Origin of the sequence: Acinetobacter sp. WCHA29 (assembly GCF_002165335.1) — a bacterium.
Classification (GTDB): domain Bacteria; phylum Pseudomonadota; class Gammaproteobacteria; order Pseudomonadales; family Moraxellaceae; genus Acinetobacter.
This window is the reverse complement of record NZ_NHRQ01000004.1, coordinates 95,066-120,866: the sequence shown is the minus strand read 5'-3', so window position 1 is coordinate 120,866 and position 25,801 is coordinate 95,066. Positions and strand designations below refer to the sequence as shown.

23 protein-coding genes, 2 tRNA genes and 2 pseudogenes are annotated in these 25,801 nt (G+C 37.6%); 14 read left to right on the top strand and 13 right to left on the bottom strand.

What is annotated here, in order from left to right; genetic code table 11:
• Positions 1–22 precede the first annotated feature (22 nt).
• From CDG59_RS04540 to uvrB, 4 genes are all read right to left on the bottom strand, one after another.
• Positions 23–1,480 carry a glyceraldehyde-3-phosphate dehydrogenase gene (locus tag CDG59_RS04540; RefSeq protein ID WP_004663078.1) on the bottom strand — a complete coding sequence of 486 codons (1,458 nt, stop codon included), beginning with the start codon at positions 1,478–1,480 and terminating at the stop codon, positions 23–25.
• Between the two features lie 601 nt (positions 1,481–2,081).
• A complete protein-coding gene (gene rarD / locus CDG59_RS04530; protein ID WP_087543878.1) occupies positions 2,082–3,020 on the bottom strand; it encodes an EamA family transporter RarD in 939 nt (312 codons plus the stop codon).
• A gap of 103 nt (positions 3,021–3,123) precedes the next feature.
• On the bottom strand, positions 3,124–3,708 hold the full coding sequence (locus CDG59_RS04525; RefSeq protein WP_087543876.1) for a lipocalin family protein: 585 nt from the start codon (positions 3,706–3,708) through the stop codon (positions 3,124–3,126).
• Between the two features lie 120 nt (positions 3,709–3,828).
• Complete coding sequence (gene uvrB, locus CDG59_RS04520) at positions 3,829–5,853, bottom strand: excinuclease ABC subunit UvrB (protein ID WP_087543874.1); 2,025 nt, start codon at positions 5,851–5,853, stop codon at positions 3,829–3,831.
• A 256-nt stretch (positions 5,854–6,109) separates the two neighbouring features.
• On the opposite strand from uvrB, the gene CDG59_RS04515 reads away from it, so the two are divergent.
• The 3 genes from CDG59_RS04515 (at position 6,110) to CDG59_RS04505 (ending at position 9,915) form a co-directional block, all read left to right on the top strand.
• Positions 6,110–7,261 (top strand): sensor domain-containing diguanylate cyclase, encoded by a 1,152-nt coding sequence (locus CDG59_RS04515; RefSeq protein ID WP_087544020.1) that lies wholly within the window; start codon positions 6,110–6,112, stop codon positions 7,259–7,261.
• A gap of 196 nt (positions 7,262–7,457) precedes the next feature.
• Positions 7,458–8,264 carry a hypothetical protein gene (locus CDG59_RS04510; protein ID WP_087543872.1) on the top strand — a complete coding sequence of 269 codons (807 nt, stop codon included), beginning with the start codon at positions 7,458–7,460 and terminating at the stop codon, positions 8,262–8,264.
• Positions 8,265–8,541: 277 nt separating this feature from the next.
• Positions 8,542–9,915, top strand: a complete 1,374-nt coding sequence (locus CDG59_RS04505) for a CmpA/NrtA family ABC transporter substrate-binding protein (RefSeq protein ID WP_227519107.1) — start codon at positions 8,542–8,544, stop codon at positions 9,913–9,915.
• A 109-nt stretch (positions 9,916–10,024) separates the two neighbouring features.
• On the opposite strand, the gene CDG59_RS04500 is transcribed toward CDG59_RS04505, so the two are convergent.
• On the bottom strand, positions 10,025–10,204 hold the full coding sequence (locus tag CDG59_RS04500) for a hypothetical protein (RefSeq protein WP_005157661.1): 180 nt from the start codon (positions 10,202–10,204) through the stop codon (positions 10,025–10,027).
• A 213-nt stretch (positions 10,205–10,417) separates the two neighbouring features.
• Here CDG59_RS04500 and CDG59_RS04495 point away from each other — a divergent pair, with 213 nt between their 5' ends.
• Positions 10,418–11,653 (top strand): pyridoxal phosphate-dependent aminotransferase, encoded by a 1,236-nt coding sequence (locus tag CDG59_RS04495; RefSeq protein ID WP_005157664.1) that lies wholly within the window; start codon positions 10,418–10,420, stop codon positions 11,651–11,653.
• Positions 11,654–11,722: 69 nt separating this feature from the next.
• Here CDG59_RS04495 and CDG59_RS04490 read toward each other — a convergent pair.
• Together CDG59_RS04490 and CDG59_RS04485 are read right to left on the bottom strand one after the other, a co-directional pair.
• Positions 11,723–12,143, bottom strand: a pseudogene (locus CDG59_RS04490) (GFA family protein).
• 255 nt (positions 12,144–12,398) lie between these two features.
• A complete protein-coding gene (locus CDG59_RS04485; protein ID WP_087536283.1) occupies positions 12,399–12,830 on the bottom strand; it encodes a hypothetical protein in 432 nt (143 codons plus the stop codon).
• Positions 12,831–13,065: 235 nt separating this feature from the next.
• Between CDG59_RS04485 and CDG59_RS04480 the strand changes: the two genes are divergently transcribed.
• From CDG59_RS04480 to CDG59_RS04470, 3 genes are all read left to right on the top strand, one after another.
• A tRNA-Asn gene (locus CDG59_RS04480) sits at positions 13,066–13,141 on the top strand.
• A 200-nt stretch (positions 13,142–13,341) separates the two neighbouring features.
• A tRNA-Asn gene (locus CDG59_RS04475) sits at positions 13,342–13,417 on the top strand.
• 58 nt (positions 13,418–13,475) lie between these two features.
• Positions 13,476–13,916 (top strand): DUF2726 domain-containing protein, encoded by a 441-nt coding sequence (locus tag CDG59_RS04470; protein WP_087543868.1) that lies wholly within the window; start codon positions 13,476–13,478, stop codon positions 13,914–13,916.
• A gap of 21 nt (positions 13,917–13,937) precedes the next feature.
• Here CDG59_RS04470 and CDG59_RS04465 read toward each other — a convergent pair whose 3' ends face one another.
• From CDG59_RS04465 to glnA, 5 genes and pseudogenes are all read right to left on the bottom strand, one after another.
• Positions 13,938–14,144 carry a hypothetical protein gene (locus CDG59_RS04465; RefSeq protein WP_087543867.1) on the bottom strand — a complete coding sequence of 69 codons (207 nt, stop codon included), beginning with the start codon at positions 14,142–14,144 and terminating at the stop codon, positions 13,938–13,940.
• A 106-nt stretch (positions 14,145–14,250) separates the two neighbouring features.
• A pseudogene (locus CDG59_RS04460) lies at positions 14,251–15,267 on the bottom strand (hypothetical protein).
• Between the two features lie 103 nt (positions 15,268–15,370).
• Positions 15,371–16,252, bottom strand: coding sequence for a 4-hydroxybenzoate octaprenyltransferase (gene ubiA, locus CDG59_RS04455; RefSeq protein ID WP_087543865.1), 882 nt, complete (start codon positions 16,250–16,252; stop codon positions 15,371–15,373).
• A 15-nt stretch (positions 16,253–16,267) separates the two neighbouring features.
• Complete coding sequence (locus tag CDG59_RS04450) at positions 16,268–16,759, bottom strand: chorismate--pyruvate lyase family protein (protein WP_087543863.1); 492 nt, start codon at positions 16,757–16,759, stop codon at positions 16,268–16,270.
• 127 nt (positions 16,760–16,886) lie between these two features.
• A complete protein-coding gene (gene glnA / locus CDG59_RS04445) occupies positions 16,887–18,302 on the bottom strand; it encodes a type I glutamate--ammonia ligase (protein WP_171294983.1) in 1,416 nt (471 codons plus the stop codon).
• A 623-nt stretch (positions 18,303–18,925) separates the two neighbouring features.
• On the opposite strand from glnA, the gene CDG59_RS04440 reads away from it, so the two are divergent.
• The 7 genes from CDG59_RS04440 (at position 18,926) to CDG59_RS04410 (ending at position 23,837) form a co-directional block, all read left to right on the top strand.
• A complete protein-coding gene (locus CDG59_RS04440; protein ID WP_087543859.1) occupies positions 18,926–19,510 on the top strand; it encodes an anthranilate synthase component II in 585 nt (194 codons plus the stop codon).
• Entirely contained in the window at positions 19,511–20,560 is a 1,050-nt protein-coding gene (gene trpD, locus CDG59_RS04435) for an anthranilate phosphoribosyltransferase (RefSeq protein ID WP_087543858.1), read from the top strand.
• A gap of 9 nt (positions 20,561–20,569) precedes the next feature.
• Positions 20,570–21,376: an indole-3-glycerol phosphate synthase TrpC gene (trpC, locus tag CDG59_RS04430; RefSeq protein WP_087543856.1), complete on the top strand. Its 807-nt coding sequence runs from the start codon at positions 20,570–20,572 to the stop codon at positions 21,374–21,376.
• 140 nt (positions 21,377–21,516) lie between these two features.
• Positions 21,517–21,936: a hypothetical protein gene (locus CDG59_RS04425; protein ID WP_087543855.1), complete on the top strand. Its 420-nt coding sequence runs from the start codon at positions 21,517–21,519 to the stop codon at positions 21,934–21,936.
• 194 nt (positions 21,937–22,130) lie between these two features.
• On the top strand, positions 22,131–22,820 hold the full coding sequence (locus CDG59_RS04420) for a Smr/MutS family protein (protein WP_087543853.1): 690 nt from the start codon (positions 22,131–22,133) through the stop codon (positions 22,818–22,820).
• 90 nt (positions 22,821–22,910) lie between these two features.
• The gene (folE, locus tag CDG59_RS04415) at positions 22,911–23,459 is read left to right on the top strand and encodes a GTP cyclohydrolase I FolE (protein WP_017397502.1); all 549 of its coding nucleotides are present in this window, start codon (positions 22,911–22,913) and stop codon (positions 23,457–23,459) included.
• Positions 23,460–23,474: 15 nt separating this feature from the next.
• On the top strand, positions 23,475–23,837 hold the full coding sequence (locus tag CDG59_RS04410; RefSeq protein ID WP_087543852.1) for a cupin domain-containing protein: 363 nt from the start codon (positions 23,475–23,477) through the stop codon (positions 23,835–23,837).
• Between the two features lie 36 nt (positions 23,838–23,873).
• Here CDG59_RS04410 and CDG59_RS04405 read toward each other — a convergent pair whose 3' ends face one another.
• Positions 23,874–25,754: a DUF4105 domain-containing protein gene (locus CDG59_RS04405; protein WP_087543850.1), complete on the bottom strand. Its 1,881-nt coding sequence runs from the start codon at positions 25,752–25,754 to the stop codon at positions 23,874–23,876.
• Positions 25,755–25,801 lie beyond the last annotated feature (47 nt).

The following is a 25,801-nucleotide window of genomic DNA, read 5'->3' as shown; positions in this document are numbered from 1 at the left end:
CCTTTTTTTATACTTTCACAAATTATGCATTTGTTTCAGCTGGAATTTTTGTATAGCTTACGCCACACATTTGTTCAGCGATACGCAATACTTGGCAGCTATAACCCACTTCGTTATCGTACCAAACATACGCTGTTAAACGTGTACCAGAAGTGATTGTTGCTTGCGCATCAAACACACCTGCAGTACGTGAACCAATAAAGTCACTTGATACAACTTCAGTCGAGTTTGTATAACCAATTTGACCTTGTAGGCTAGAATTAATCGAGATTTGACGAATGTATTCGTTCACTTCTTCACGATCAACTTCTTTCTCTAAGTTTAAGTTCAAGATCGCAAGTGAAACGTTTGGTGTAGGAACACGTACAGAGTTACCTGTTAACTTGCCTTTAAGACCTGGTAATGCTTTCGCAACCGCTTTCGCAGCACCTGTTTCAGTGATCACCATGTTTAATGTCGCAGCACGACCACGACGGTCAGCCTTGTGGTAGTTATCAATTAAGTTTTGATCGTTTGTGAATGAGTGAACTGTTTCAACATGACCATTTAATACTTTGTATTTGTCATCTAAAACTTTTAATACAGGTGTAATTGCGTTCGTAGTACAGCTTGCAGCAGAGATGATTTTGTCTTCATCTAAGATATCTGTATTGTTTACGCCGTATACAACGTTCTTCATCTCACCTTTACTTGGTGCAGTCAAGACTACACGTGCAATACCTGCACATTTCAAGTGTTGGCTTAGACCTTCAGCATCACGCCATTTACCTGTATTGTCGATCAAAAGCGCATTTTCAATACCATAAGCGGTGTAATCCACTTCGCTTGGGCTTGAAGCATAGATCACTTTAATGAATTGACCGTTTGCAATGATTGCTTCGTTTTCTTCATCAACAGAAATTGTACCGTCAAAAGTACCGTGAATAGAGTCACGACGTAATAATGAAGCACGTTTTGCTAAGTCACCATCAGATGATTTACGAACAACGATTGCTTTAAGGCTTAAACCACGACCTAAACCAGATTGGCTGATGATTAAACGCGCTAAGATACGACCGATACGACCAAAACCGTAAAGAACGACATCTTTAGGTTGTTCAGATTTTGCTTTACCTTGAATCGAAGCAACGGCATTTGCAACAAATGCATCTACATCGCCACCTTGATTTTTATATTCAACAGCAAGTTTACCGATGTCTACTTCAGCAGAACCAATGTTTTCAATTTTCATTAACGCTTCCAAAATTGGGAAGGTATGAACAACTGAAAGTTCTACATCAAGCATACGTGTACGGCGATGTGATTTTAAAATTTGAATCACTGAACGGTTTATTAAAGAACGACCGTAAACAGAAACAACAATATTTTTCTCACGGTATAATTGACCAATCAAAGCAATCATGCGTTCCGCGATTTCTTCACGGTTTTTCCAACGGCCTTGATGTTCTGCGTGTAGGGCAACGATAGTGTCTTTGCTCACAGTTACGTCCTCAAATTTAATATCTATACTGGGCGTGAATTTTTAAAACGCCATAATTGTAATGGAATTATCATCAAGATTGAATCAAAAGCTGTTAATTGAGCTAAGATTTTGTCCTAATTCACTATAAATTCATAAAATACCTATAATTATTTTTGTGAATTTTGCCAAAAAGTGACTTTAATCATTCGATTAGCTGAAACTTCTCCCTCGCATTCAGTGATTTTACTCATAATATATTTAACATCTATCAAGGAAAAATATAAATCTCATGCTCAGTTCAATACTGATCAAGCAATCCCCAACAAAAACACAAGATATTGAAATAAAAAAATTAAAGTTTTAATCTCAATTTATTTAGTATTCAAAATACATCAGGATAAATGAATTTTAAAATTTGGTGTGATCGAGCTTATATTCACAAATATCGTTTACATTCCAATCTCTTGGATTGGCGAACCCTTTTTCAACTGCAATAGCGAAGTTGATTGTATTCCTAAAGAATATAGACGCATTTTAATGTTCCTCACTATCAACCTAACTGATTACATATATGCAAAACTTAAAGTATCTCATTAAAATTGGATTTTTATATCCCTTGTTATTCATCATCCTCTAAACGTTGCGAGTACTGTTTTAAATTCAATTCCAAATGCTGCTTGCGAAGCCTTTGCTGATAAAGATGTAACGCCCCTTCAATTACCAACACTAATACAGCCAACCAAATTGGAATATAAGTTAACCATTCACCTGAGCTGATTTTTTCACCAAGCACCAACGATGCCAATGCCAATAAAACAGGCTCCAAATACCCCAGTAAACCAAAAATAATCAACGGTAAATAGCGACTTGCTAAAATATAACTTCCTAGGCCAATCGCACTCAACAAACCTAAACCTAGAACGACAACTCCCAAACTAGGATGCTCTAAAAACTTTAAATATGGAGTTTCACCTGTCTGAGTAAAGAAAATCGCAATTGGCAGGATCAAGAATAAATCCCACCAAAAACCACCTAAGTTGTCCGTTTGAATTTTTTTACGAAGAATAAAGTAAGCTGCATAACCTAAAGCAACAAAAGCAGTTTCCCAAGCTATTGTACCTAAGCGCCAAATCTCATGCCCAACACCAAATACTGCTAGAAATACTGCGAGATACTGTAACTTAGACAATTTCTCGCCATATAAAAAGCTTCCAGCAAGCACAAGAACCAAAGGCAACAAGAAATACCCCAAAGAAACTTGTAACCCACGACCATGCATAGGTCCCCATAAAAACAACCATAATTGTGCTGAGGTCAGTACGGAAGTGATCATTAGAAACACTAATAAACTAGGCTTTGCTATGATTCGATTAAATATGGTTTTGATATGCGTCAAGTCACCACTAAACCACATAAATAAAGTCAAAAATGGAATTGTGGCAATAATTCGCCACCCAAAAGTTTGTTCACTATCTAATGCACCCAGTAATTGAGTGTAAAAATACAAAACCCCAAAGGTGACAGAAGCCAAAACTGAATAAGCGATGCCTTTTAACATTTTGACCTCAGAAGCATTTGGGACGTATTTTAAAAACTTGAATTATCCACTATATAAAAATAAAAAAACCATGCAAGCATGGTTTTAACTAAGTATAACCGATTTAGCGATGTTCAGGGTAAATCACATCATGATTATCATAGCCTAATGATTTGGCATAATTTAGATATTCATGAATAATTTCTTTTTTCGGCTGAGGTGTACGTGACAACACCCATAGATATTTACGGCGTGGTTCACCCACAAGCACGGTTTGATAATCTTCATCAAGCTTTAAAACCCAGTAATCTCCGCGTGCAACAGGAATCCAACGCACAGCTTCTGGTAAAAAGCTCACTCTTAATTTGGTGTTAAAAGGCGCATTCGCAACAAACGCCTCACCCAAACTGCGTTGTAAAGCACCCTCACCATCATAACATTTGTTATCAACAACAATATTGCCATTTTCGTTTAACGTATAAGTTGCTGTCACGTTATAAGCGCATTTACGTTCAAAGAACATTGGCTTACGAGCAACCTCATACCAAACACCTAAATATTTATCCAGTTCTACTTTATCAACTGTAGGTAAAGACTTTGATTGTGCATAAGCAATCGTTCCTACAGCCAGTCCAGTTAAGACCACTCCACCAATTGCAATTTTTGTTAAACGCCAACTTGCTTTAGGGAAATTCTTAATCAGCGGCATGGGAAATCCTCAAAACAGAAATTTATTATCAATAGTCATATATTTAGCTTTTCAACATAGCCTATTTTATAAACAAAGATTGTTGCGATATGTATCCCTCTTGAGGATTTCTCTACTAGATTACGATTGCAACATATGGGCTTTGAGACGAACAATCTCATCTCGCAATCTAGCTGCTTGCTCAAACTGAAGCTCTTTTGAAGCTTTTAACATCTCTTTTTCAAGCTTGGTAATATGCTTGGCAAACAGTTTTGGATCCGATAAAAGATGCTGTTCGTCGGCACTGATACTCTGCGCTTGCTCTAACACTTTTTCATCAATTTCATCATCACTGAGTACTTCACCCGTATCTATTTCTTTAATTGCTTGACGCACCGCACTACGTGGGGTAATACCATGTAATTCATTAAATTCAATTTGTTTGTTACGACGACGATCTGTTTCATCCATCGCTTTACGCATCGAATCAGTAATACGATCTGCATATAAAATCGCTTTACCTTTCACATTACGTGCTGCACGACCAATGGTTTGAATCAAAGAACGTTCTGAACGTAAGAAACCTTCTTTATCTGCATCTAAGATTGCAACCAAAGATACTTCTGGCATATCCAGACCTTCCCGCAGCAGGTTAATCCCAACCAGAACATCATGTACACCTGTACGCAACTCATGGATGATCTTCACACGTTCAACAGTATCAATATCCGAGTGCAGATACGCGACTTTAACGCCATATTCTTTCAGGTATGAGGTTAAATCTTCCGCCATACGTTTAGTCAAGGTTGTCACAAGGACACGTTCATTTAATTGTTTACGAATATTGATTTCAGAAAGTACATCATCGACTTGAGTTAATACTGGACGTACTTCAATTTCAGGATCAATCAAGCCTGTTGGACGAACGACCTGCTCAACAATTTGCTCTGACTTTTCCAATTCATAATGTGCAGGCGTTGCACTCACAAAAACCGTGGTCGGAACAATTCGCTCCCACTCTTCAAATTTCATTGGACGGTTATCCAAAGCACTGGGTAAGCGGAAACCATAATTCACCAAGTTTTCTTTACGTGAACGGTCACCTTTATACATCGCACCAATTTGAGGAATTGTCACATGCGATTCATCAATAATCAGCAAGGCATCTTCAGGGATATAATCAAATAAAGTCGGCGGCGCTTCGCCTGCTGTGCGGCCTGAAAGATGGCGAGAGTAGTTTTCAATCCCATTGGTATAACCCAACTGCTGCATCATCTCTAAATCATAGCGAGTACGCTGTTCGATACGTTGCGCTTCCAGTAATTTGTCATGATCCTTGAAAAATTTAAGCTGATCCTTCAATTCATCTTTAATGGTATCAATCGCACGAGTTAAATAATCTTTTGGCGTAACATAATGACTTTTAGGATAAATCGTCACTCGTGGCACTTTACGCACCAATTTTCCTGTCAATGGGTCAAACCAGCGAATCGAATCAACCTCATCATCAAATAACTCCACTCGAATCGCATCTTTATCCGACTCGGCAGGGAAAATATCAATGATTTCGCCACGGATACGATAAGTACCACGTAAGAACTCCAATTCATTACGGGTATATTGCATTTCAACTAAACGGCGAATAATGTCATCACGGCTGACACGATCACCTTGCACAATATGCAATAACATTTGCATATATGCGTTTGGATCACCCAAACCATAAATCGCTGAAACTGAAGCGACAATAATGGCATCACGACGCTCTAATAAAGCACGCGTTGCAGAAAGACGCATTTGGTCAATGTGGTCGTTGATTGCTGAGTCTTTTTCGATAAAGGTATCGGATGATGGCACATAGGCTTCTGGTTGATAGTAATCGTAATAACTGACGAAATACTCAACCGCATTATTCGGGAAAAAAGCTTTGAACTCACCATAAAGCTGTGCAGCAAGCGTTTTGTTGTGCGCCATGACAATCGTTGGACGCTGTGTTTGTGCAATCACATTCGCCATCGTATAGGTTTTACCAGAACCCGTCACTCCAAGTAGTAACTGATTACGAAGACCATGCTCAATGCCGTTAACTAACTTCTCAATCGCTTGTGGTTGATCACCAGCAGGTTGATAATTGGTGACTAACTCAAAAGGTTGGTTTTCGCTCACAAGAATACCCTTTTCAATCGATGCCTCATTGATGGAGGCAATTGACTCAATTTACAATCACTTTTATGTATTTCACTATAAAATATTATGCCAATCGTAAATGCATACAAATTATTTACCAATGAATAAAAAAATATGAGTAAGCTAGAGTTTTTACTCAATTATTTTGATATTTTTGATTAAGTGTGTTGAATTCATATATAAAAGCACATTAATCTACACCTTTCAAAAATATCAAGAATTTAGAAAAATTGCTGTGAATTCACTCAATGTGCAATATTTTATATTAATTGTCCCCAGTTGCCTGTTTTTTATTGGTTTGGCATTTACTTGCTGCCGTCTTTTTTTTAAGGCTGATATTTTTCTATTATGGATTGGATTGGCATATACCATTCCCTCTATTGCATTGTTTGCTCAATGTTTAATGTCAAATCCTCAACTTACCTTAGCTGCACCATTTACATCCGTTTTATATTTATTAGGCAGTTGGATTGGCGCCTATGCAATTAGTTTAAAACTAAACAGCACTTTTCAGCATAGAATTGCTTTTTTAATTTTTTTGTCTGCCCTGCTCGCACTGACTTATTATTCCTATATAGCGCCACAAATATGGCTGCGCCTAGTGATTCTCAATATTGCTTTAGGAAGTATTGGCGTATTGGTTTTTCCTGATTTATTCCGTCAACTCTCTAACAGCCGCTCTTTCGATCGCTGGGTGTTCATTTTCTATTTGATTAATGTTCTCTACTCATTCGTTAGAGCCACAATAAATTTCTTTTTTTTAGATAATATTGATCACAATCACATTGCATTAACCTCATCTAATTGGTGGTTATTAGGGATGTCTATCAATATTATTTTAAATATCCTATTTGCCATTGTATTAAGTGGCTGTGCAATTAAAGATGTCGTTTATCACCTCAATAACGATCGCTTACATGATCCTTTGACCCATCTGCTCAATCGTCGTGGTTTTTTTGAAAAAACTGCATCCTTGTCATTTACCTCACAATCATACTTTCTCGTGAGTCTAGATCTGGATCATTTTAAAAGCATTAATGATACTTGGGGACATTATATTGGCGACCAGATTTTATATGGTGTTAGCCAAATGATGCTGAAAGATAAACAAGCCGAAGATCTTATCGCTCGTTTTGGTGGTGAAGAGTTTATTTGTTTATTCATCGCAGAGGACGCTGCTGCCGCCCTGATGCGAATCGAACATTATAAGACATTGCTAGAACAGACAACTTTTACCAATTATCAAATTAAAATGACAGCAAGTTATGGTCTAACCCATATTCATAATGTGCATGATATTGAATACGCATTACAACGTGCAGATGATTTACTCTATCAAGCAAAAACCAATGGTCGAAATCAGATCTCTTTTGATTTAATGCTCTAATTTACAAACTCATAGCTAAAACTTGTTTCAATGTTCTCTATCCTTTTAAGTTACATCTGCAATAAAATCGCTTGCACCATCAAGAAGAATAAAAGCAGCATCTAGAAATAACGATAAGAAAAAATCTAAAGCACTATTGACCCCTTATTCAATCAGCTGCAACATGAGATCAATATACATTTGAATGATAAAAAATATGTCTTATCAATATCACGATGAAACTATTGTCACCGAACTGCCCGAAGATACTGTTTTTGTATTTGGCAGTAACTTAGCTGGCATACACGACAGTGGGGCTGCACGGGTTGCAGCCCAACATTTTGCCGCAGTCAAAGGTGTGGGACGTGGCTGGGCTGGACAGACTTTTGCGATTCCAACGTTAAACGAACATTTACAGCAAATGCCACTGTCACAAATTGAGCATTATGTAGATGATTTTAAAATCTATGCCAAAAACCATCCAAAGATGAAATACTTTTTAACGGCACTCGGTTGTGGCATTGCGGGTTATAAAGTTTCTGAAATTGCCCCTTTATTCAAAGGAATTCATTCGAATGTGATTTTTCCAGAATCCTTTCGACCTTACATCGAGGACGATGCTGTTTCGCAATTTCCAGATCTGACTGCCAAAATGGTGCATAGCTTTATCTGTGATGAAGTCATTTTTTATTTTAATCATGGGTATGAATCTTTTGAAGAAGCTTTAGAACAAACAAAACTAAGCCCTTCAGAAAAAGCCATCGCGTTAATTGTACTTAATGAAGAACTTTATCCGCGTGATCGTTATGGAAGAGGCCGTGAATATGAAATTAACGATATATTGGCCAAATTGAATGGCAAAATATTTGATTTTCATGATAATTCTGAAGGTCCAATGATCTTTGTTAGTGCAATTATTGCATTGATGGAGCTCTATGATTTCGATGAGCAAGACTTTATTGCTTTATGGCAGGGCAAAAGCATTATTAAGCATCCTGTTCATCGCACCTTAAAAAAACATTAACTCACTCGATGATGAATCAGGTTTTATCTTTCAAGCATAAAACTTGATTCTTCACATAATTACAATTTGATTACAACATCTAAAATCCACAAAAAATAAATTATAAGATAATGATATTTAATAAAAAATAAATAAAAAATCATCACAAAATTCGCAAACACTAAAATCCAAACAAGTGTATAAAATCAAATCAATATCAATGACTTACATAAAAGTAAAAATAATGGCATGTTTTTTGCTTTTTATCTATTGATATTTATTACTGACGGGGAATTACATGAGAAAAGTATTTTTTAATAAGGCATTCATCATATCTTATATGGCGAGCCTTCTTTTATTCGTCACTGGCTGCCAGCCATCCCCTGATAGTAACGCAGCTGAATCAACCACAGAAAAAACGGCGCTAAAAATTGGTTTTGTTAAACTAACAGATATGGCACCTTTAGCCGTTGCTGTTGAGAAAGGTTTTTTTAAAGACGAAGGGCTATCAGTCCAACTCGAAGTACAACCCAACTGGAAGCTGTTATATACACGTGTACAAAAAGGTGAATTAGACGGTGCGCAAATGCTTGCCGCAATGCCACTTGCGTCCATAACGGAAAAACCAAGTGGTACAGAAATTATCACGCCATTTACCATGTCTTACAATGGTGCAGGGATCACCGTTTCAAATGAGATATGGTCGGAAATGAAAAATAACATTCCACTAGAAGACGGTAAACCGCAGCATCCGATTAGTGCATCAGCACTTAAACCGATTGTGGATCAATACAAACAAAAGCATAAGCCTTTTAATTTAGGCATAACTTTTCCAACAGGCACACATAATTATATGTTGCGCTATTGGTTAGCTGCTGGTGGTATCAACCCAGGTATGTATGATCCAAATAAAAATGATTTGAGTGGCAATATCGGTGCCGACGTAACCCTTTCCGTTGTACCTCCACCAGAAATGATGGCAAAAATGGTAACAGGAACAACCTTAGGATACTCAGTCGGTGAACCTTGGAATCAAAAAGCAGTGAAAAAAGGCTTTGGTGTTCCCGTCATTACATCTGATGTGTTATGGGATAATGGTGCTGATAAAGTATTTGGAATTACCACATCGTTTGCAGAACAAAATCCAAATACCACAGTAAAAGTTGTAAAAGCACTCATTCGTGCATCAAGCTGGTTAGATGAAAATGATTATGCACATCGTAAAGAAGCAGCTAAACTCATCGCTCAAACAAATTATATTGGTGTCGATGAAGATATTATTACCAATAGCTTGACGGGTGTTTTTGAATATGAAAAAGGTGATATTCGCCCGTTAAAATCATTTAATACTTTCTTTACAGGACAATATGGTATTCCTTACTATTCAGATGCAATCTGGTGGTTAACTCAAATGCGTCGCTGGGGACAAATTGCGGAGACTAAACCGAATAATTGGTACCTTGAAACCGCTCAAAAAGCCTATCGCCCAGACATCTACACAAAGGCTGCAAATAGTTTAATCGCTGAAGGCAAAATGAAAAAAGAACAATTTCCAAACCTTGCAACAGCAACATTCATAAAACCACCACAAACCAGTCGTTTAGATGGAGTTGTGTTTGATGCCAATAAACCAACCGCATTTTTAGCAGCATTTAAGATTGGTAATAAATAAAAATTAATCAAATAAAAAAAGCCAATGATACGTTTATATAAACATCTCATTGGCTTTTTTATCGACTCATCTTTTAGGAAGCTACTGGGAAAGTATCCTCCATCAAAAATTATCGTTTCCCCATCGAACGACGTGTACCACGCGGTGGCATCCAAGTACGATCTGCATATTGCTCAGGTTTTGGTCGCACCTGATTATGCGTAGCATCCTCAGAGTTATCCTGAGTAGATGGCATAGGGAAAGGTAATTTGACTAAAGCTTTCTTGGCTTTAGGTTGTTGCGCAGTCATTGAAATTCTCTCGAAATTTAAATTTCTAGCGCCCATTGTAATAGATTTTTATTATTTTGCTAAAATTAAAATATGTAAAAAGTACTGTACGATCTAAACCTATAATTTAGTAACTTTTTATTCAATAAAGGTAAGTTTCAGCCACAAATAAACCGATTTAAGCTAAAATGAGCTGCTTTTTTATTTTCTAATCCCATAAGAAGGAATAATGCCGTGGACGTACGTCTCTCTGATCGTGTCAATGCCATCAAACCGTCCCCTACACTTGCAGTAACCAACAAAGCCGCTGAGCTTAAAGCTGCTGGTAAAAACGTAATTGGTTTAGGTGCAGGCGAACCAGACTTTGATACACCTCAACATATCAAAGATGCTGCTATTGAAGCGATTAATAAAGGCTTTACAAAATATACAGCTGTAGACGGTACTCCGAGTTTAAAAAAAGCAATTATCGCAAAATTAAAACGTGATAATAACTTAGACTACCAACCTAATCAGATTTTAGTATCTTGTGGTGGTAAACAAAGTTTCTTTAACTTGGCACTTGCTTTGTTAAACAAAGGTGATGAAGTAATCATTCCTGCGCCATTCTGGGTAAGCTATCCAGACATGGTAATTATTGCTGAAGGTACGCCTGTTATTGTGAAATGTGGTGAAGAACAACGCTTCAAAATCACACCAGAACAATTGGAAGCTGCGATTACACCAAATACACGTTTACTTGTATTAAACAGCCCGTCTAATCCAACAGGTATGATTTATACCAAAGCTGAATTAGAAGCTTTGGCTGAGGTACTTCGTCGTCATCCACAAGTATTAATTGCTTCTGATGACATGTACGAACCAATTCGTTGGGAAGATGAGTTCTATAACATCGCAACAATTGCACCTGACTTATATGATCGTACAATTGTTCTTAACGGCGTATCAAAAGCGTATGCAATGACAGGTTGGCGTATTGGTTACGCTGCTGGTCCAGCAAAACTCATTGGTGCGATGAAAAATATTCAATCTCAATCGACATCTAACCCAACTTCAATTTCTCAAGTTGCGGCTGAAGCGGCATTGAACGGCCCGCAAGATGTATTAAAACCAATGATTGAAGCGTTTAAACGCCGTCATGACCTTGTGGTAAATGGCTTAAATGAAATCAACGGTATTTCTTGCCTGCCTGCTGATGGCGCATTCTATGCCTATGCCAATATCCGTCCATTAATTCGTGCCAAAGGTTTAAAATCTTGCACAGAATTCTCTGAATGGTTGCTTGAAGAAACTGGTGTAGCTGTTGTACCTGGTGATGCTTTTGGTTTAGGTGGTTTTATGCGTATTTCTTATGCAACTGCTGATGATGTATTAGTTGATGCTTTAGCGCGTATTAAAAAAGCAGCAGACTCAATTGATGGCGTCGATGCCGCAATTGCTTCGATTGCAGCAGAAAAAGCCGCTCAATAATCTGAGTTGCGATAAAAAGAAGCTTCTTAATGAAGCTTCTTTTTTTGTCTTTATGAATCAGCTAAAAATTTATTCTTTTGCTTCTGCATTAAATAAAGCAACTACATCGGCTTCAGTCATCTTTTTCGTTGCATTTTGAAATGCATAAAACTTAGGCTTACTATCAATATAGATTTCCAAATCAAAATCCAAGTCTTGAGGTGACTCATTCAATGCAAAAGCATTAATATTGCAATAATTCTGATTTTTAGTGCGCCAAAATAAATTTGTGCCACAAGCATTACAGAACCCACGCTCGCCCCAAGCCGATGAATTATAGATAGAGAGATGGTTTGGTTTTAAAAAAATTTAAGCTGCCCTGTTTCACATCAATCGTCATAATCACACCACTGGTCTGTCGACGACAAATTGAGCAATGACAAGCATGTACGTCATGATTGCTTAATTCAACTTCAAATGTGGTTTCACCACAAACACATTGCCCTTTCATTATAAATTTACCTTTTATTCAAAATTATTATCAATTAATTTTAGAAGAAAATAAAAAAAATATTGAATTTAATAATTTCTGCAACATAATTTTATATTCATAAGATACTTCAAAAAATAATCTACTTCTTTTACTTCATACACATCAGCTTGATTTAGATTGATACGAAAATAAGGGCGATAATATTAAAAATTATACAGTGACATACATATACGCCCTTTAATTTTATGCTGTAGATTTATGCTTACTATGACTTCATGCAATCGCTTTATTTTCATGATAGTTTTTTGGTCGTGAGCATAAGTGACTGAAAACAGCATATTGCCAAATACTCTTCACTTGTACAGCTACGATTTTATTTTCTGCAACTGACCAAGCTAATGCAGTATTTGCACCCAAAATAAGCTCACCACCGAGCTGAAACAAGTACAAAGGAAAATGCTCATTCACCGTTAATACATTTTTCTGCGTCAATAAATTTTTAGCGTTTTGAATTTTCCATTTATCACCAAACCAAAGTTGCAATAAATCGCCTAGAAATAAAGCTTGTTGCTTAAATGGAAATGTATTCAAAAAGCAGTTTTCAACTGATGTGTAATACTGCTGAGGATCTTCAATGATTTCAAGATAATGATCTTGATAAAAAGATAAATTTGAAAAAATAGATTGAATACTAAGAATAGTCATTTTGACCTCCGATTTAGCCATTTTAGTGCTGGCAAGTTGGGTTAAATCCACACTGTCTAGATAAAAATCTAAACACTTTACTGTTTCGAATCTAACAATAGCCTGATCAAAGTTCAAGTTATTTTTCCGATTTCGCCCTAATTGTGCAAATAAAAAGCATACAGTGAAAAAATGAAAGAAACATGACACTTTTAGCTTGACCGATTTTAAAAGCTGCCTATAATGGCATTCAGATTCTCCCATAGCTCAGTCGGTAGAGCGACGGACTGTTAATCCGCAGGTCCCTGGTTCGAGCCCAGGTGGGAGAGCCAAATTCAAAGAAGCCTATATCCAATATGATATGGGCTTTTTTATTGATCGAAACTCACCCTAGCTTCTAATAAAAACAAAGTATCCTATCCATTAAATTTATAAAAATGCTGATAAAAAGTACAATCAAATCAATATTTAATTTTTTTATTATTCAGCTCTTGACCACATCCCTATTCATGCATAGAATGCCTATCCAGATTCTCCCATAGCTCAGTCGGTAGAGCGACGGACTGTTAATCCGCAGGTCCCTGGTTCGAGCCCAGGTGGGAGAGCCAAGATTCTAAAAACCCACTCTTATTGAGTGGGTTTTTTATTCATGTATTGATAATAAATATGTTTGTATCTAATCAGATTATCTTCTTGCTTATTGGCTTGATTAGCACAGTATTACTTTTAATTAGTTGCCTACGTTCTTTTCTACCCCAGCAGAAGTTTTTTGCTCGACCTGTTATTACCACATTTGAATCAAAGATGTTCACGAAGCTACAACAGGCATTCCCTAACAATCACATCCTGACACAAGTCGCTTTCAGTGCTTTAATTACCAGCGATCATTATAAAATTCGTAATCAATTCAATCGCAAAGTGACCGATTTCGTGATTTTAGACCAAGAAATGAATGTATTGGCAATCATCGAACTTGATGATCCAAGTCATATTGGAAAAGAATTAGAAGACAAAAAACGCGATCAAATGCTTTTAGAAGCAGGGTACAAAGTGTATCGCTACACGCAAATTCCATCTGTAAAACAATTACAGATGGACATTCGATAAATCAAATTTTCTAATTAAGGATTATTCAGACTGAATTGCTGATTCAGCATTTTTCTGTTTTTCAAATTTCTTTGCAATTTCTGCATGTTGTTGATCGTATTTTTTCTTGGTTTCCGCATCACTTTTTGCAGCTAGGAAAGCCATTCCCACAATAAAGATCGGGATGAGCAAGCCTAAACCCATTAATAACCAAGGTACTGACTTCTTTTCAGTAGATTGTTGACTCATAAATGATCCAGATTCCAATAACACAACTCATTTTAATGTAACAATATAACAAAAAAGAGCCTCTATGAAGAGACTCTTTTTTGAAAGTTATGATCTAAATAAAAGCTTAAAACTTACCTGCACACTGAGCGTTTTGACTCGCATCTTTTTGAGCATCAGTCAGCACAATACTCGTACCTGCTAACATATATTTTTGAATAAACTCCACTTGCTTTTGCATTTCTACAAATGATCGCCTGCGTATGCGTTGCATTTGGTACGATATCTAATAAATAATTTTCATCATAAGCTGCTTATGGAAAGAATTTTAAAGCATTCTCTTTCATATTCTTAACTAACAGTTGCGTAACTGCTGGCAATAGTGCTTGATCTTTTTTTCCCTGAATAAGTAAGACAGATGTCTTAATGACTTTTTCTTTAGTCACATTGGTTGCAGGCTGAGTCGCCGCTAAGAAATTTTGCACCACAACATCTTCTTTAAATTTAGTTAGATCAATACCAAACTGTATGATTTGATGTGTAGGGTATGCTATGAAAGCTAAAATTCCCGCTTTAAATTTCCCCTGTAAGCCATTAGCGCTCTCTGGAGCTGGATAACTCAAGCAGGTACCAACATCGCAGTACAACCATATGCTAAATCTGCGATATCAGCCGCACCAGACGTAAAGATTTGTTTACAATCATACTTTGGCTGCTATACCTTAATTCCTGCACTAGCCAAAGCTGGATACGCCAATAATTCAGCGTAACCATCTGCAATTTGATCGATTGTTGGTACCGCAAGTGCCATTGGGTCATTTGGAGACATTTGACTAGCAACCATCGCCCCAACAGTTCCATATTCCCATACAACTACATGACAACCATCTATAGGTTTAATAACTTTAGGGAACAATACCATCGCTGTTGCAGTTGCTGTTCGACCTTGAACATTTGCAATTTTACAGGTCATTACTTTAATCGAAGCAGCAGTATTAACCGCATCAATCGCATAATTGCTTTCATACAAAGGGGTTTTACTCGAATCTACTCCAGTGTAATCATCATTATTATCATTACATGCAGTTAAAAATAATGCTGAAATAGAGAGTGTTATTGCTAAAGCAACTTTTGACCGTTTTATAAAATATCCTTTTGTCTTTGTTTCTTGCGCACAAAACTACATGCTGCTTTATTAATGCACAAAAAATACCCTACATAGGACGCTTTTCAACCAATGAGTCATTTTAAGACATTAATTCCAAAAAGATTCCCAGAAAAATTATCATTCCTACCCAACGATTGTGACGGAATGCCCAGAAACAAATCTGTGGTTCTCGATCTTTAGTTTTATATGCCTGATAAACAAAATCCCCTGCAACAACAAGTAATGCAACCATTCCAAATGGTATAAAAATATGTTGCAGATACAAAGCCGAGCCAATTAATAACAAGCTAATAAACTGTAATAAACCAATTATCTGTATATCGTAATTACCAAATAAAATTGCGGTAGATTTCACACCAATTTTCAAATCATATTCACGATCAGTAATTGCATATTGTGTATCATAAGCGACTGTCCAAGCCAAATTACCGAAATATAAAAGCCAACAGGTTAAATCTGGCGTTTGTCCCACCGCAGTGTATGCCATCGGGATTGACCATGAAAAAGCAGCACCTAAAAACACTTGTGGCAAATTGGTAAAGCGTTTCATAAAAGGATAAATAAACGCTAAAAATAATGCACCAAATGACCAATAAAAGGTTTCGATCGGCAAGAAAAATAGCAACATAGCACTTGCAGTAACTAAAGCTAAAAATACAAAAACAGCCTCGCGAGCACGAATTATACCTGTAGCTAAAGGGCGTGTTTTTGTACGTTCAACATGCGCATCAACTTTACGGTCAGCAAAATCATTGATCGCACAGCCTGCTGCACGCATAAAAATAACACCCAAAATCATAAGCAATAATATTTTAAGATTTGGTGTCCCTTTTGCAGCAATCCACAAAGCCCACATCGTCGGCCAAAAAACCAATTCTGTACCGATTGGCTTATCAAAGCGGCATAAATAATAATAGGCTTCTAAACGTTGTCGCCAAGTCGTATGTTGCACTGTTTCCATGATGAATCCTTAGAGTCAATGCTGTTGAATAAACTGCTCAAATGCTGGGAGAAAAGTCTCTTGCACGATGAATTTACAACCATGCCAAGTATAACAACTTTGTCTAGTCCAACCTCCTTCTAGATAAATAACCCTTCTTTCACAAGCTGGATTAGTTCGTTGAAATAAAAACCAACCGATTGGCTTATTACGGATATGCCGAAATAATCGAGCTTTCTTGTGTAAGCTTAAAATTGGAAAAATACTTTTTGCTTTAACCCAAGCCTGCGCCTGATTACCATATAGATTCGTTTCACGTACCCATGCAATATGGTGTGCTGGCATTTGCATCCATTGGCTATCGTTAAAAGTGAGTCGTTGAAACTGTTCGTTGAGACGCTCGACATGAAATGCCCCCTCACCCAAATCAGTCAATTGCTGAGTGAGAGAACCAGATGCATACAACCATTTTTTTAATTCAGCTGGGATCTCTCGTCCCTTAATTCTGTTTGGTCGTAAATTTCGCATGCTTGGCTCACTAAAAACATCGCAACTAGTTTACATGAATTTCTTTGGAAAAAACGTATGACTTTCAATTGAATCAAAAACATAAAAAAAAGCTCGCCGAAGCGAGCTTTTTCAGAATCTAAATGTATTACAGGCTGTAGTACATATCAAATTCAACTGGGTGAGTAGTCGTATTAAGACGACGTACATCTTCAGTTTTAAGTTCGATATATGCATCAAGCATTTCTTTAGTGAATACACCGCCTTTTAATAAGAACTCGTGATCCGCTTCAAGTGCAGCAATTGCCATTTCTAAGTTATGAGCAACTGTTGGGATTTTTGCTTCTTCTTCAGGAGGAAGATCATATAAGTTCTTGTCAGCAGCTTCACCTGGATGGATCTTGTTTTGGATACCATCAAGACCAGCCATTAACAATGCAGCAAAACCTAAGTATGGGTTCATTAATGGATCTGGGAAACGTGCTTCGATACGCTTGCCTTTAGGGCTAGAAACGTAAGGAATACGGATAGAAGCAGAACGGTTACGTGCTGAGTAAGCAAGCATAATCGGAGCTTCGTAGTGTGGAACTAAACGCTTATAAGAGTTTGTACCTGGGTTCGTGATTGCATTCAATGCACGAGCGTGCTTGATGATACCACCAATGAAGAACAATGCCATTTCAGATAAACCAGCATATTCATCACCAGCAAACAAGTTCTTGCCATCTTTAGAGATAGACATATGAACGTGCATACCAGAACCGTTATCACCTACCATTGGCTTAGGCATGAATGTCGCTGTTTTGCCATATTGATGAGCAACGTTCCAAACTGCATATTTGAACTGCTGAACTTCGTCCGCTTTACGAACCATAGTGTTGAAGCTCACACCAATTTCTAATTGGCAAGAAGCAACTTCGTGGTGATGTACTTCTACACGACCAGGGCCCATGATGTCTTCGATACGTGCGCACATTTCAGCACGCATGTCTTGATGAGAGTCAACTGGAGGAACTGGGAAGTAACCACCTTTAACGCGTGGACGATGACCTGAGTTACCAGCTTCGTAAGCTTTACCAGTAGACCATGCAGCTTCTTCAGCGATCAATGTGTGGCGTGCGCCAGACATATCGATGTCCCATTTAACTTCGTCAAAAACGAAGAATTCTGGTTCTGGACCAAAGAATGCAGTATCACCGATACCAGTAGATTTTAAATATTCTTCAGCACGACGAGCAATCGAACGTGGGTCACGCTCGTAACCTTGACCAGTAGATGGCTCGATTACGTCACAAGTTACAACAACTGTTGGCTCAGCAAAGAACGGGTCAAGAAAACCTGTTTCAGCATCTGGACGTAAGATCATGTCAGAAGCTTCAATGCCTTTCCAACCAGCGATTGAAGAACCATCAAACATTTTACCGTCTTCAAATGTATCTTCATCAATTGTGTCAGCTGGGTAAGTTACGTGTTGCTCTTTACCCTTAGTATCAGTAAAGCGAAAATCGACCCATTTTGCGCCACTTTCTTTGATGAGTTGAAGGACCTTGTTCGCCATGCTCATTTGCTCCAATGAAATTTTTATGCACTTGTTAAGTGCGTGTTAGTTGTTGATATATAATTAGCAATTATCATACCAACAATTTTAAAGCATACCTAAAACATTGAAATTCTTTGCAGAAAAAATGCTTTAAGCTCCATGTCCTATGTCCACTATAATGTTTGCTTTCACAAATGCACCATATTTAAACATTCCGATCTCAGCTCGTCCCCAAAATAGACATAACGAACCAAAGTGGTGCAAAACATATAACAGAGAACTAATGTAGTGCAATTTACACTATCATGAGTTAGCATAAATTCGCTTTTTATATCATTCTTTTGAACTTCATTCCAATCAATTCATTTAGACTTTTGGTTCACTTTGTATATTTTTATTCAAACCTTTAAATTTATGAAGTTTATTCTGATTCTTAAACACGATTTCTATCATAATTAATCAAAACCAACTAAACATCGGGTAATTGAAATATTCAACATTGATCATTTGTTTTTGTTATGATTATTCTTCTCTATTTTCAACATATTCCTTTAAGCTTCAATAAATCCTAAAGAAATATAACTTTAGAATAGAGTTACTACACAAACAGCCCGATAAAGCACTTATTTTCAAAAGGTTATAAAGTCATGCTTCTAATGGTGGATAACTATGACAGTTTTACTTACAACATTGTCCAGTATTTTGGCGAGTTGAACCAAGAAGTAAAAGTCGTTCGTAATGATCAAGTGACATTAGAGGACATTGAACGATGGCAGCCAAAATACTTGGTTATAGGTCCTGGCCCATGCTCACCAAGTGAAGCTGGAATTTCTATTCCTGCAATTAACCATTTTGCGGGTAAAATTCCTTTATTGGGTGTCTGTCTTGGGCATCAAGCGATTGGACAGGCATTTGGTGGCAAGATTATCCGTGCTAAAACGGTTATGCATGGTCGTTTATCTGATATGCATCACAGTGACAAAGGAATTTTTAGTCACTTACCTTCCCCGTTTGCTGCTACACGTTACCATTCATTGGTAATTGAGCAAGAAACGTTGCCAGAATGTCTAGAGGTGACGTGCTGGACGAACCAAACAGATGGCACAATTGAAGAAATTATGGGTGTGAAACATAAAACACTTCCTGTTGAAGGCGTTCAGTTCCATCCCGAATCTATTTTGAGCGAACATGGTCATCAAATTTTTAAGAATTTTTTAGAGATTTATGCATAAATGAACATCCAACAGGCTCTTAATCACATTACCAAAAACATTCATCTTACCCAGCCACAAATGGAAGATGTCATGCGTAGCATTATGCAGGGCGAAGCAACTGATGCACAAATCGGTGCGCTGATGATGGGCTTGCGCATGAAAGGTGAAAGTATTGATGAAATCACTGCAGCAGCACGCATTATGCGTGAGTTTGCAATTAAAATTGATGTGAGTGATATTCCTCACTTGGTCGATATTGTCGGCACAGGTGGAGATGGTCAGAATTTATTTAACGTCTCTACAGCTTCAAGTTTCGTTATCGCTGCTGCTGGTGCAACGATTGCCAAACATGGTAACCGTGGCGTGTCGAGTAAGTCAGGTTCATCCGATGTACTCGAACAAATGGGAATTCAGCTTGATTTAGATATGCAACAAACCGAACGCTGCATCCGTGAAATGGGTGTAGGTTTCCTATTTGCACCAAATCATCATAAAGCCATGCGTTATGCAGTTGCACCTCGTCGTGAGCTAGGTATTCGTAGTATTTTCAATCTACTTGGCCCATTAACCAATCCTGCTGGTGTGAATCGTTTTGTGATTGGGGTATTTTCAGATGAGTTATGCCGCCCTATCGCTGAAGTATTAAAGCAGTTGGGTGCAGTGCATGTACTGGTTGTACACTCTAAAGACGGTTTAGATGAGATCAGTCTTGCAGCACCAACCACAGTTGCTGAACTGAAAGATGGCGAAATTACTGAATGGACTTTGACACCAGATGATGTAGGTATTCCATCTCAAACCCTCACTGGTTTAGTGGTGAATAGTTCAGAAGAAAGCTTAAAGCTAATCAAAGATGCTTTAGGTCGTGACAAATCAGAAATTGGTGAAAAAGCAGCAAACATGATTGCACTCAATGCAGGTGCAGGTATTTATGTTGCTGGTATCACCAAGACTTACAAGCAAGCAGTTGAGTTCGCTCAAGATATTCTGTACGGCGGACAAGCCTTAGAAAAAATGAGTATCTTGGCTGAATTTACCAAGACATTGAAACAATATCAGGCAGACTAAGGACTTCTCATGATCGATATTCAAAATACCATTTTAGGTAAAATTGTTGACCGCAAACATGAGGAACTTGCAACACGTTTAAAACAACGTAGCTTGTATGATGTAGAACAGTGGGCAAAAGAAGCAACACCAGTGCGTGGTTTTGCTAAGGCTTTGCAACATAAACGTCCAGCCGTTATTGCTGAAATTAAAAAAGCGTCACCTTCTAAAGGTGTGATCCGAGCAGATTTCAATCCTGCTGAAATTGCACAGCAATATGAACAAGCAGGTGCTGCTTGCTTGTCTGTATTGACAGATGTGGATTTCTTCCAAGGTGCGGATGAAAATATTGCGATTGCACGTAATCACTGTGCCCTACCTGCGTTGCGCAAAGATTTCTTGGTTGATCCTTATAATGTTGTTGAAGCACGTGCGCTGCATGCCGATTGTATTTTATTGATCGTGGCATGTTTATCAGATCAACAGCTTGAGGAAATGTCGAAAACTGCATTTGAGCATCAGTTGGATGTGTTGGTCGAAGTGCATAATGAATATGAATTAGAACGTGCTCTAAAACTTTCTGAGCAATGTATTTTGGGTGTCAACAACCGTAATCTTAAAACCTTTGATGTCGATTTAAATACTTCATTGCGTTTAAAGAAATTATTGCCTGCTTCTCGTGTTTTAGTCACTGAAAGTGGTATCGCCACGCCTGCTGATGTAGAAATGATGCAAACCAATGATATTCATACTTTCCTTGTCGGTGAAAGCTTTATGAAACAGCCTAGTCCAGATCAAGCATTTGCAGAATTATTTGGAAAGCCTGAGCAGATCTAAGCGAATTAGGTTCAAGGTAAAATTCTGCCTTGAACCTTTTAAATGATGCTAGAACCAAATATAAGCTATTAATAAATAATAAAAATTAGAGTTAGACAATACCAATAGATTAATCAACGATTAAAGACTAATGAAAAAACATGAGTAATTTTTTATTAATTCTAGGGCTGATTTTTTTAGTTGGCTTTCCAATTTATAGTCATCTCTATTGCTATCAAAAAATTCAGAAGCTCAAAGATCCAAGAGTATTTTATTTCTTTAGTTTAATTCCTGGAGTTATCTTTATTAGCAGCGGAATGTACTTTTCCCCTGTAGATACATTTATTAAATCTGAAGAATGCGGTGTAGTAGAACAATATAAAACTTTTCAGAAACGGAAAGATCACTTCGAGCGCCTTGCAATTGTGATGGATCAATCTGGTTATATTCGTTATTTTGACTTCGATGAAACTTTACCCCGTGTTCAAGCTAACCAACATATTTGCTTTGAACTGTACGACCGTTTTAAAAATAAAGGCTTAAACCAATCACGAATTATAAGGATTCTAACTCCCTCTTAATGAATAAAAAATTACAAACGTAGCTTCCGTAGATAATGAATAAAGAAACTAAATCAATTTATCCCTGCTATACTTTGAAGCATTTATCATCACTTTAAAGCTCATATCGCTCCATGAATGCAATTTAGTTCAAATCATCACGGTTTCAGACTATAATTTTACATCTCTCATATCTTGCCTATTTTTCTAAACTTATGAGTAAACATGATTCATCGCTTTCTAAAGATCAGTTTAACTTACTGAAAGCCTTTAAAAAGCAAATCTCTAATCCTCAAGCAAGTGCTATTGCAAAACAAGCAGAGTCACAAAAAGCTCCTGCCATTGCAGAAGAGTTGGAAGATACTGAGCTTTTTAAAAAAGCCCTGCTTGGGGTAAAACCAATCGACAATCAAAATATTGCCGACACCAAAGTCACACGTCGCAAAAAAGTTGATGCCCAAACCTTGGCAAAACGTGCTGCGGCAGAAGGTGGTGCAGAGCAAGAGCTTACAGAAATTTCGGATACTCAAGCGATCTTAAATCCAGTGGCAAGCCAAGCGACTTTAAGCTATCGAATTGCAACTTTGCAGCACAAAGTATTTGAAGACTTAAAAGCAGGTAAAACTCGTTGGTTTGAAGCAGTCGATTTACATGGTTGTACCGTTGAACAAGCCCGAGCAGCCGTTCTACAAATCATTCAAATGGCAAAAGATGAAAATCAAAATGTCATCAAAATTGTTCACGGTAAAGGACCTGAGGGCATTTTAAAAACCTATGTCAATGGCTGGCTTAGACAACATCGTGATGTACTTGCATTTGTCAGCGCACCTGAAAATCAAGGGGGTACTGGTGCTGTTTTAGTGCTCTTAAAACGTGCAGAAAAAAACCCAAAGCACAAACAATAATCGGCATTTGGTTCAAAATTAAGTTTTTGAGTCGTTTTCTGATACAATTCCCGTTTTGTTCAACCCACCTAAGTGAACATTGTTATGTCTATGCAGCAATCGTACGCAAATATTTTAACTGCCGTTGGCGAAGATCTAAATCGCCCAGGCTTAAAAGATACGCCTATGCGTGCAGCTAAAGCTTTTTCTTTTTTAACTTCTGGTTATAGCAAAACCCTTGAAGAAGTTACAAATAGTGCGGTTTTCCCATCCGATAACCACGAAATGGTATTGGTCAAAAATATCGAGTTTTATTCGCTTTGTGAACATCACCTTCTCCCTTTTTATGGTCGTGTCCATATTGCTTATTTACCTGAAGGTCAAGTTTTAGGTCTTTCTAAATTTGCCCGCATTACAGAAATGTTTGCCCGTCGTTTACAGATTCAGGAAAACTTGACCCAGCAAATCGCAGAAGCGGTTGCGGAAGTGACACAGGCACGTGGTGTGGCTGTAGTAATCGATTCTGCTCATATGTGTATGATGATGCGTGGTGTTGGCAAGCAAGAATCAACCACACGTACCGTTTCTTTTGTTGGTGATTTTAAAACTGACAAAGATGCACGTCGTGAGTTCTTAAGCGCTGTTCCTGAAAGCTATTAAGCTGAGCAATCCAGAATGTCATCAATTCAGTTAGCAGGTTTCGGCGATTTAATCGCAAATGAAGCAACTATTGATTACCCTCGTCCCGATCGTCTGGTTCGAGGTAATCCTGAACGTTTAACTTATAGTTTATACGAACATCCACATATGGACTGCGGTATTTGGAAATGTGAAATTGGTGCTTGGAATATTCAATTCGCTGACAATAAACAAGAGTTTTTTCAAATCATTGAAGGAATTGTTCGTATCCACGATGCAAAAACCAATTCTTTTATTGAAGTCACTGCTGGAAATGCAGGGATTATCCCACCCGCATTTGTCGGTACATTTGAAGTCATTGAAGCGGTTAAAAAATACTACGTCATCGTTGAAGTCTAGATACTGGTAATTGGCCTGATCCTAGTGATATCTTATCTAAAAAAACAGAACATAGCCTAAACCTACTTTATTCCAGTCTTTATGATCTTGTTGTTCAAAATCCCAATTCAGACGCAGAGCATGATTTGTATTCAGACTATATTGTAGCTGTGTACCGACTCTTAAATTCCACTGGTTCTGATCTTGCCAATACGGCAGTTCAACTTGCACCACACTATTAATATTATCAGACCATACGTTCGTACACCCTACAGTCGGCCCAGCTCCAATGCGCCAACCTTTATCTAAATTTTTTCCACCTTGAATATGGCTTTGTAGTTGGGCATAACACAGATGTCGACGATCATAATCAGACAAACTGTAACCCACCTGCATATTCAGATTCATCACACCATGTTGTTGGTCTTCACTAAACTGGCCTTTCTCAATGCTTTCCTGTTTCCAGCCGAGATTAAAACCCCAGCTTAAGGGTGATTTAAAAGGTTGAACTGGATTATAAGAATTCACCGATAATAGATCTAAATGTTCGAGCTTGAGCTTGTCATCACGATATTGCAGACTACCATCTAAAAACAGTAATTGTGTGCCTGTGCGATACCCCCCTTGTGGATCAATCAAATCGTGATAGGCCTGACGATGACCCAGCTCCACAAACTTTTGTCCTTGCACATCACCCATATTCACTGACAAATTACGTGCATGATGCCCTTCTACAGGCTGTTTTTTAGGGTGCTCTGGTTGTTGACGTTGCTTTTCAACTTGAATTTGACTTCTTTCAGCAAGAAGCTGCCTTAATTTTGGCTGAGCAATATTGGCATCAACTTGACGGCTGATATATTGTAGATATAAATCATCGTAAGCTATTTCTAAAATCTTGGCCTGATCTTGCTGACTATATGTTTTTAGCATGGATTGAACTTGGTCAGTCTCGGTAAAAGCAATTTGATGGGCAACTTTAGCCAAATCTGTACCATGTTGTTTGGCTTGCGAAAGTAGTTGAGTTTCCAATGCAGGACGATAGACCACTTCTTTAACTAAAGCTTGCTGATCAACAGCCTTTAAGGTTTCGATTGGAATTGCAGCGTAACTAAACTGCTGTTTTAGGTTTAAATCGGGACGTACTAAATCAATTAGGCCTAATAAACGATAAGCACAATTATCACTGACGAAATAATAGGGAAAACTCACATGCTGCATTTCCCAAATATGTTCAACCAAAAAACGAGTTTCTTCAGGTGTTAAATTTAGCTCATATTCCCATAGATCACGGCTTTCAAAATCACCATACTCTTTTACTTTACGATAATACGGCATTATTGAATATTCACCAGGATACTGTCCTGTTAGACCTTTCCATGCATAAGACCAGTTATCATCACCTTTCACTGTGGCCGCATAATTTACTGCATAGGAAACCAAATTGAGTTGTTTCTGATCTTTAGGGTCTAAACGTAGCAAAGTATGCCCAAACATCGAACTCGGATTGCCCATAAAGTCAGTGGCATAAATCAAAGTAGCTTTATGCGGCTTGATTTGATTGATCCAATCATTAAATTCAACGCAATTTACTTTTGGAAGTTGTTGTACATCAATATTGAGTTGCTGCATCAACCAACGACTACGTGCAGGAAACTTACAACGAATGGATTGGTTGTCTGGGGCTTCACGAAACAAGGCTTCAATATCTGCTTGTAATTCGCTATTTAAATTTTTTTTTCCATCTGTGGCATAAAAATAACCAGCATAAGTGACTTCACTGTTTTGTTTTTGATCGGCATACATCAAGCGTTGCCATGTGGTTTTCTGATCTAATTGTTTTTGTTGAGCAAGGTCTAAATACTTTTGTAAATTAGATTCAACCGAGGCATATGTAAAATGACATATCAAAGACGTAAATACAAAAGTAGCTAATTTCATTCAATCGCAATTTTTTAAATAATCAGAATAGGTATAAGAAAACCCTA

Bases quoted from the DNA above. Each gene is read 5' to 3' on its own strand.
- CDG59_RS04505 (WP_227519107.1), top strand. From the start codon at position 8,542: ATGAGAAAAGTATTTTTTAATAAGGCATTCATCATATCTTATATGGCG.
- CDG59_RS04450 (WP_087543863.1), bottom strand. From the start codon at position 16,759: ATGCGAAATTTACGACCAAACAGAATTAAGGGACGAGAGATCCCAGCT.
- CDG59_RS04425 (WP_087543855.1), top strand. From the start codon at position 21,517: ATGAGTAATTTTTTATTAATTCTAGGGCTGATTTTTTTAGTTGGCTTT.
- folE (WP_017397502.1), top strand. From the start codon at position 22,911: ATGCAGCAATCGTACGCAAATATTTTAACTGCCGTTGGCGAAGATCTA.
- CDG59_RS04410 (WP_087543852.1), top strand. From the start codon at position 23,475: ATGTCATCAATTCAGTTAGCAGGTTTCGGCGATTTAATCGCAAATGAA.
- CDG59_RS04525 (WP_087543876.1), bottom strand. From the start codon at position 3,708: ATGCCGCTGATTAAGAATTTCCCTAAAGCAAGTTGGCGTTTAACAAAA.
- CDG59_RS04440 (WP_087543859.1), top strand. From the start codon at position 18,926: ATGCTTCTAATGGTGGATAACTATGACAGTTTTACTTACAACATTGTC.
- CDG59_RS04510 (WP_087543872.1), top strand. From the start codon at position 7,458: ATGTCTTATCAATATCACGATGAAACTATTGTCACCGAACTGCCCGAA.
- glnA (WP_171294983.1), bottom strand. From the start codon at position 18,302: ATGAGCATGGCGAACAAGGTCCTTCAACTCATCAAAGAAAGTGGCGCA.
- CDG59_RS04470 (WP_087543868.1), top strand. From the start codon at position 13,476: ATGTTTGTATCTAATCAGATTATCTTCTTGCTTATTGGCTTGATTAGC.
- CDG59_RS04420 (WP_087543853.1), top strand. From the start codon at position 22,131: ATGAGTAAACATGATTCATCGCTTTCTAAAGATCAGTTTAACTTACTG.
- CDG59_RS04500 (WP_005157661.1), bottom strand. From the start codon at position 10,204: ATGACTGCGCAACAACCTAAAGCCAAGAAAGCTTTAGTCAAATTACCT.
- CDG59_RS04485 (WP_087536283.1), bottom strand. From the start codon at position 12,830: ATGACTATTCTTAGTATTCAATCTATTTTTTCAAATTTATCTTTTTAT.
- CDG59_RS04405 (WP_087543850.1), bottom strand. From the start codon at position 25,754: ATGAAATTAGCTACTTTTGTATTTACGTCTTTGATATGTCATTTTACA.
- trpC (WP_087543856.1), top strand. From the start codon at position 20,570: ATGATCGATATTCAAAATACCATTTTAGGTAAAATTGTTGACCGCAAA.
- ubiA (WP_087543865.1), bottom strand. From the start codon at position 16,252: ATGGAAACAGTGCAACATACGACTTGGCGACAACGTTTAGAAGCCTAT.
- CDG59_RS04465 (WP_087543867.1), bottom strand. From the start codon at position 14,144: ATGAGTCAACAATCTACTGAAAAGAAGTCAGTACCTTGGTTATTAATG.
- trpD (WP_087543858.1), top strand. From the start codon at position 19,511: ATGAACATCCAACAGGCTCTTAATCACATTACCAAAAACATTCATCTT.
- rarD (WP_087543878.1), bottom strand. From the start codon at position 3,020: ATGTTAAAAGGCATCGCTTATTCAGTTTTGGCTTCTGTCACCTTTGGG.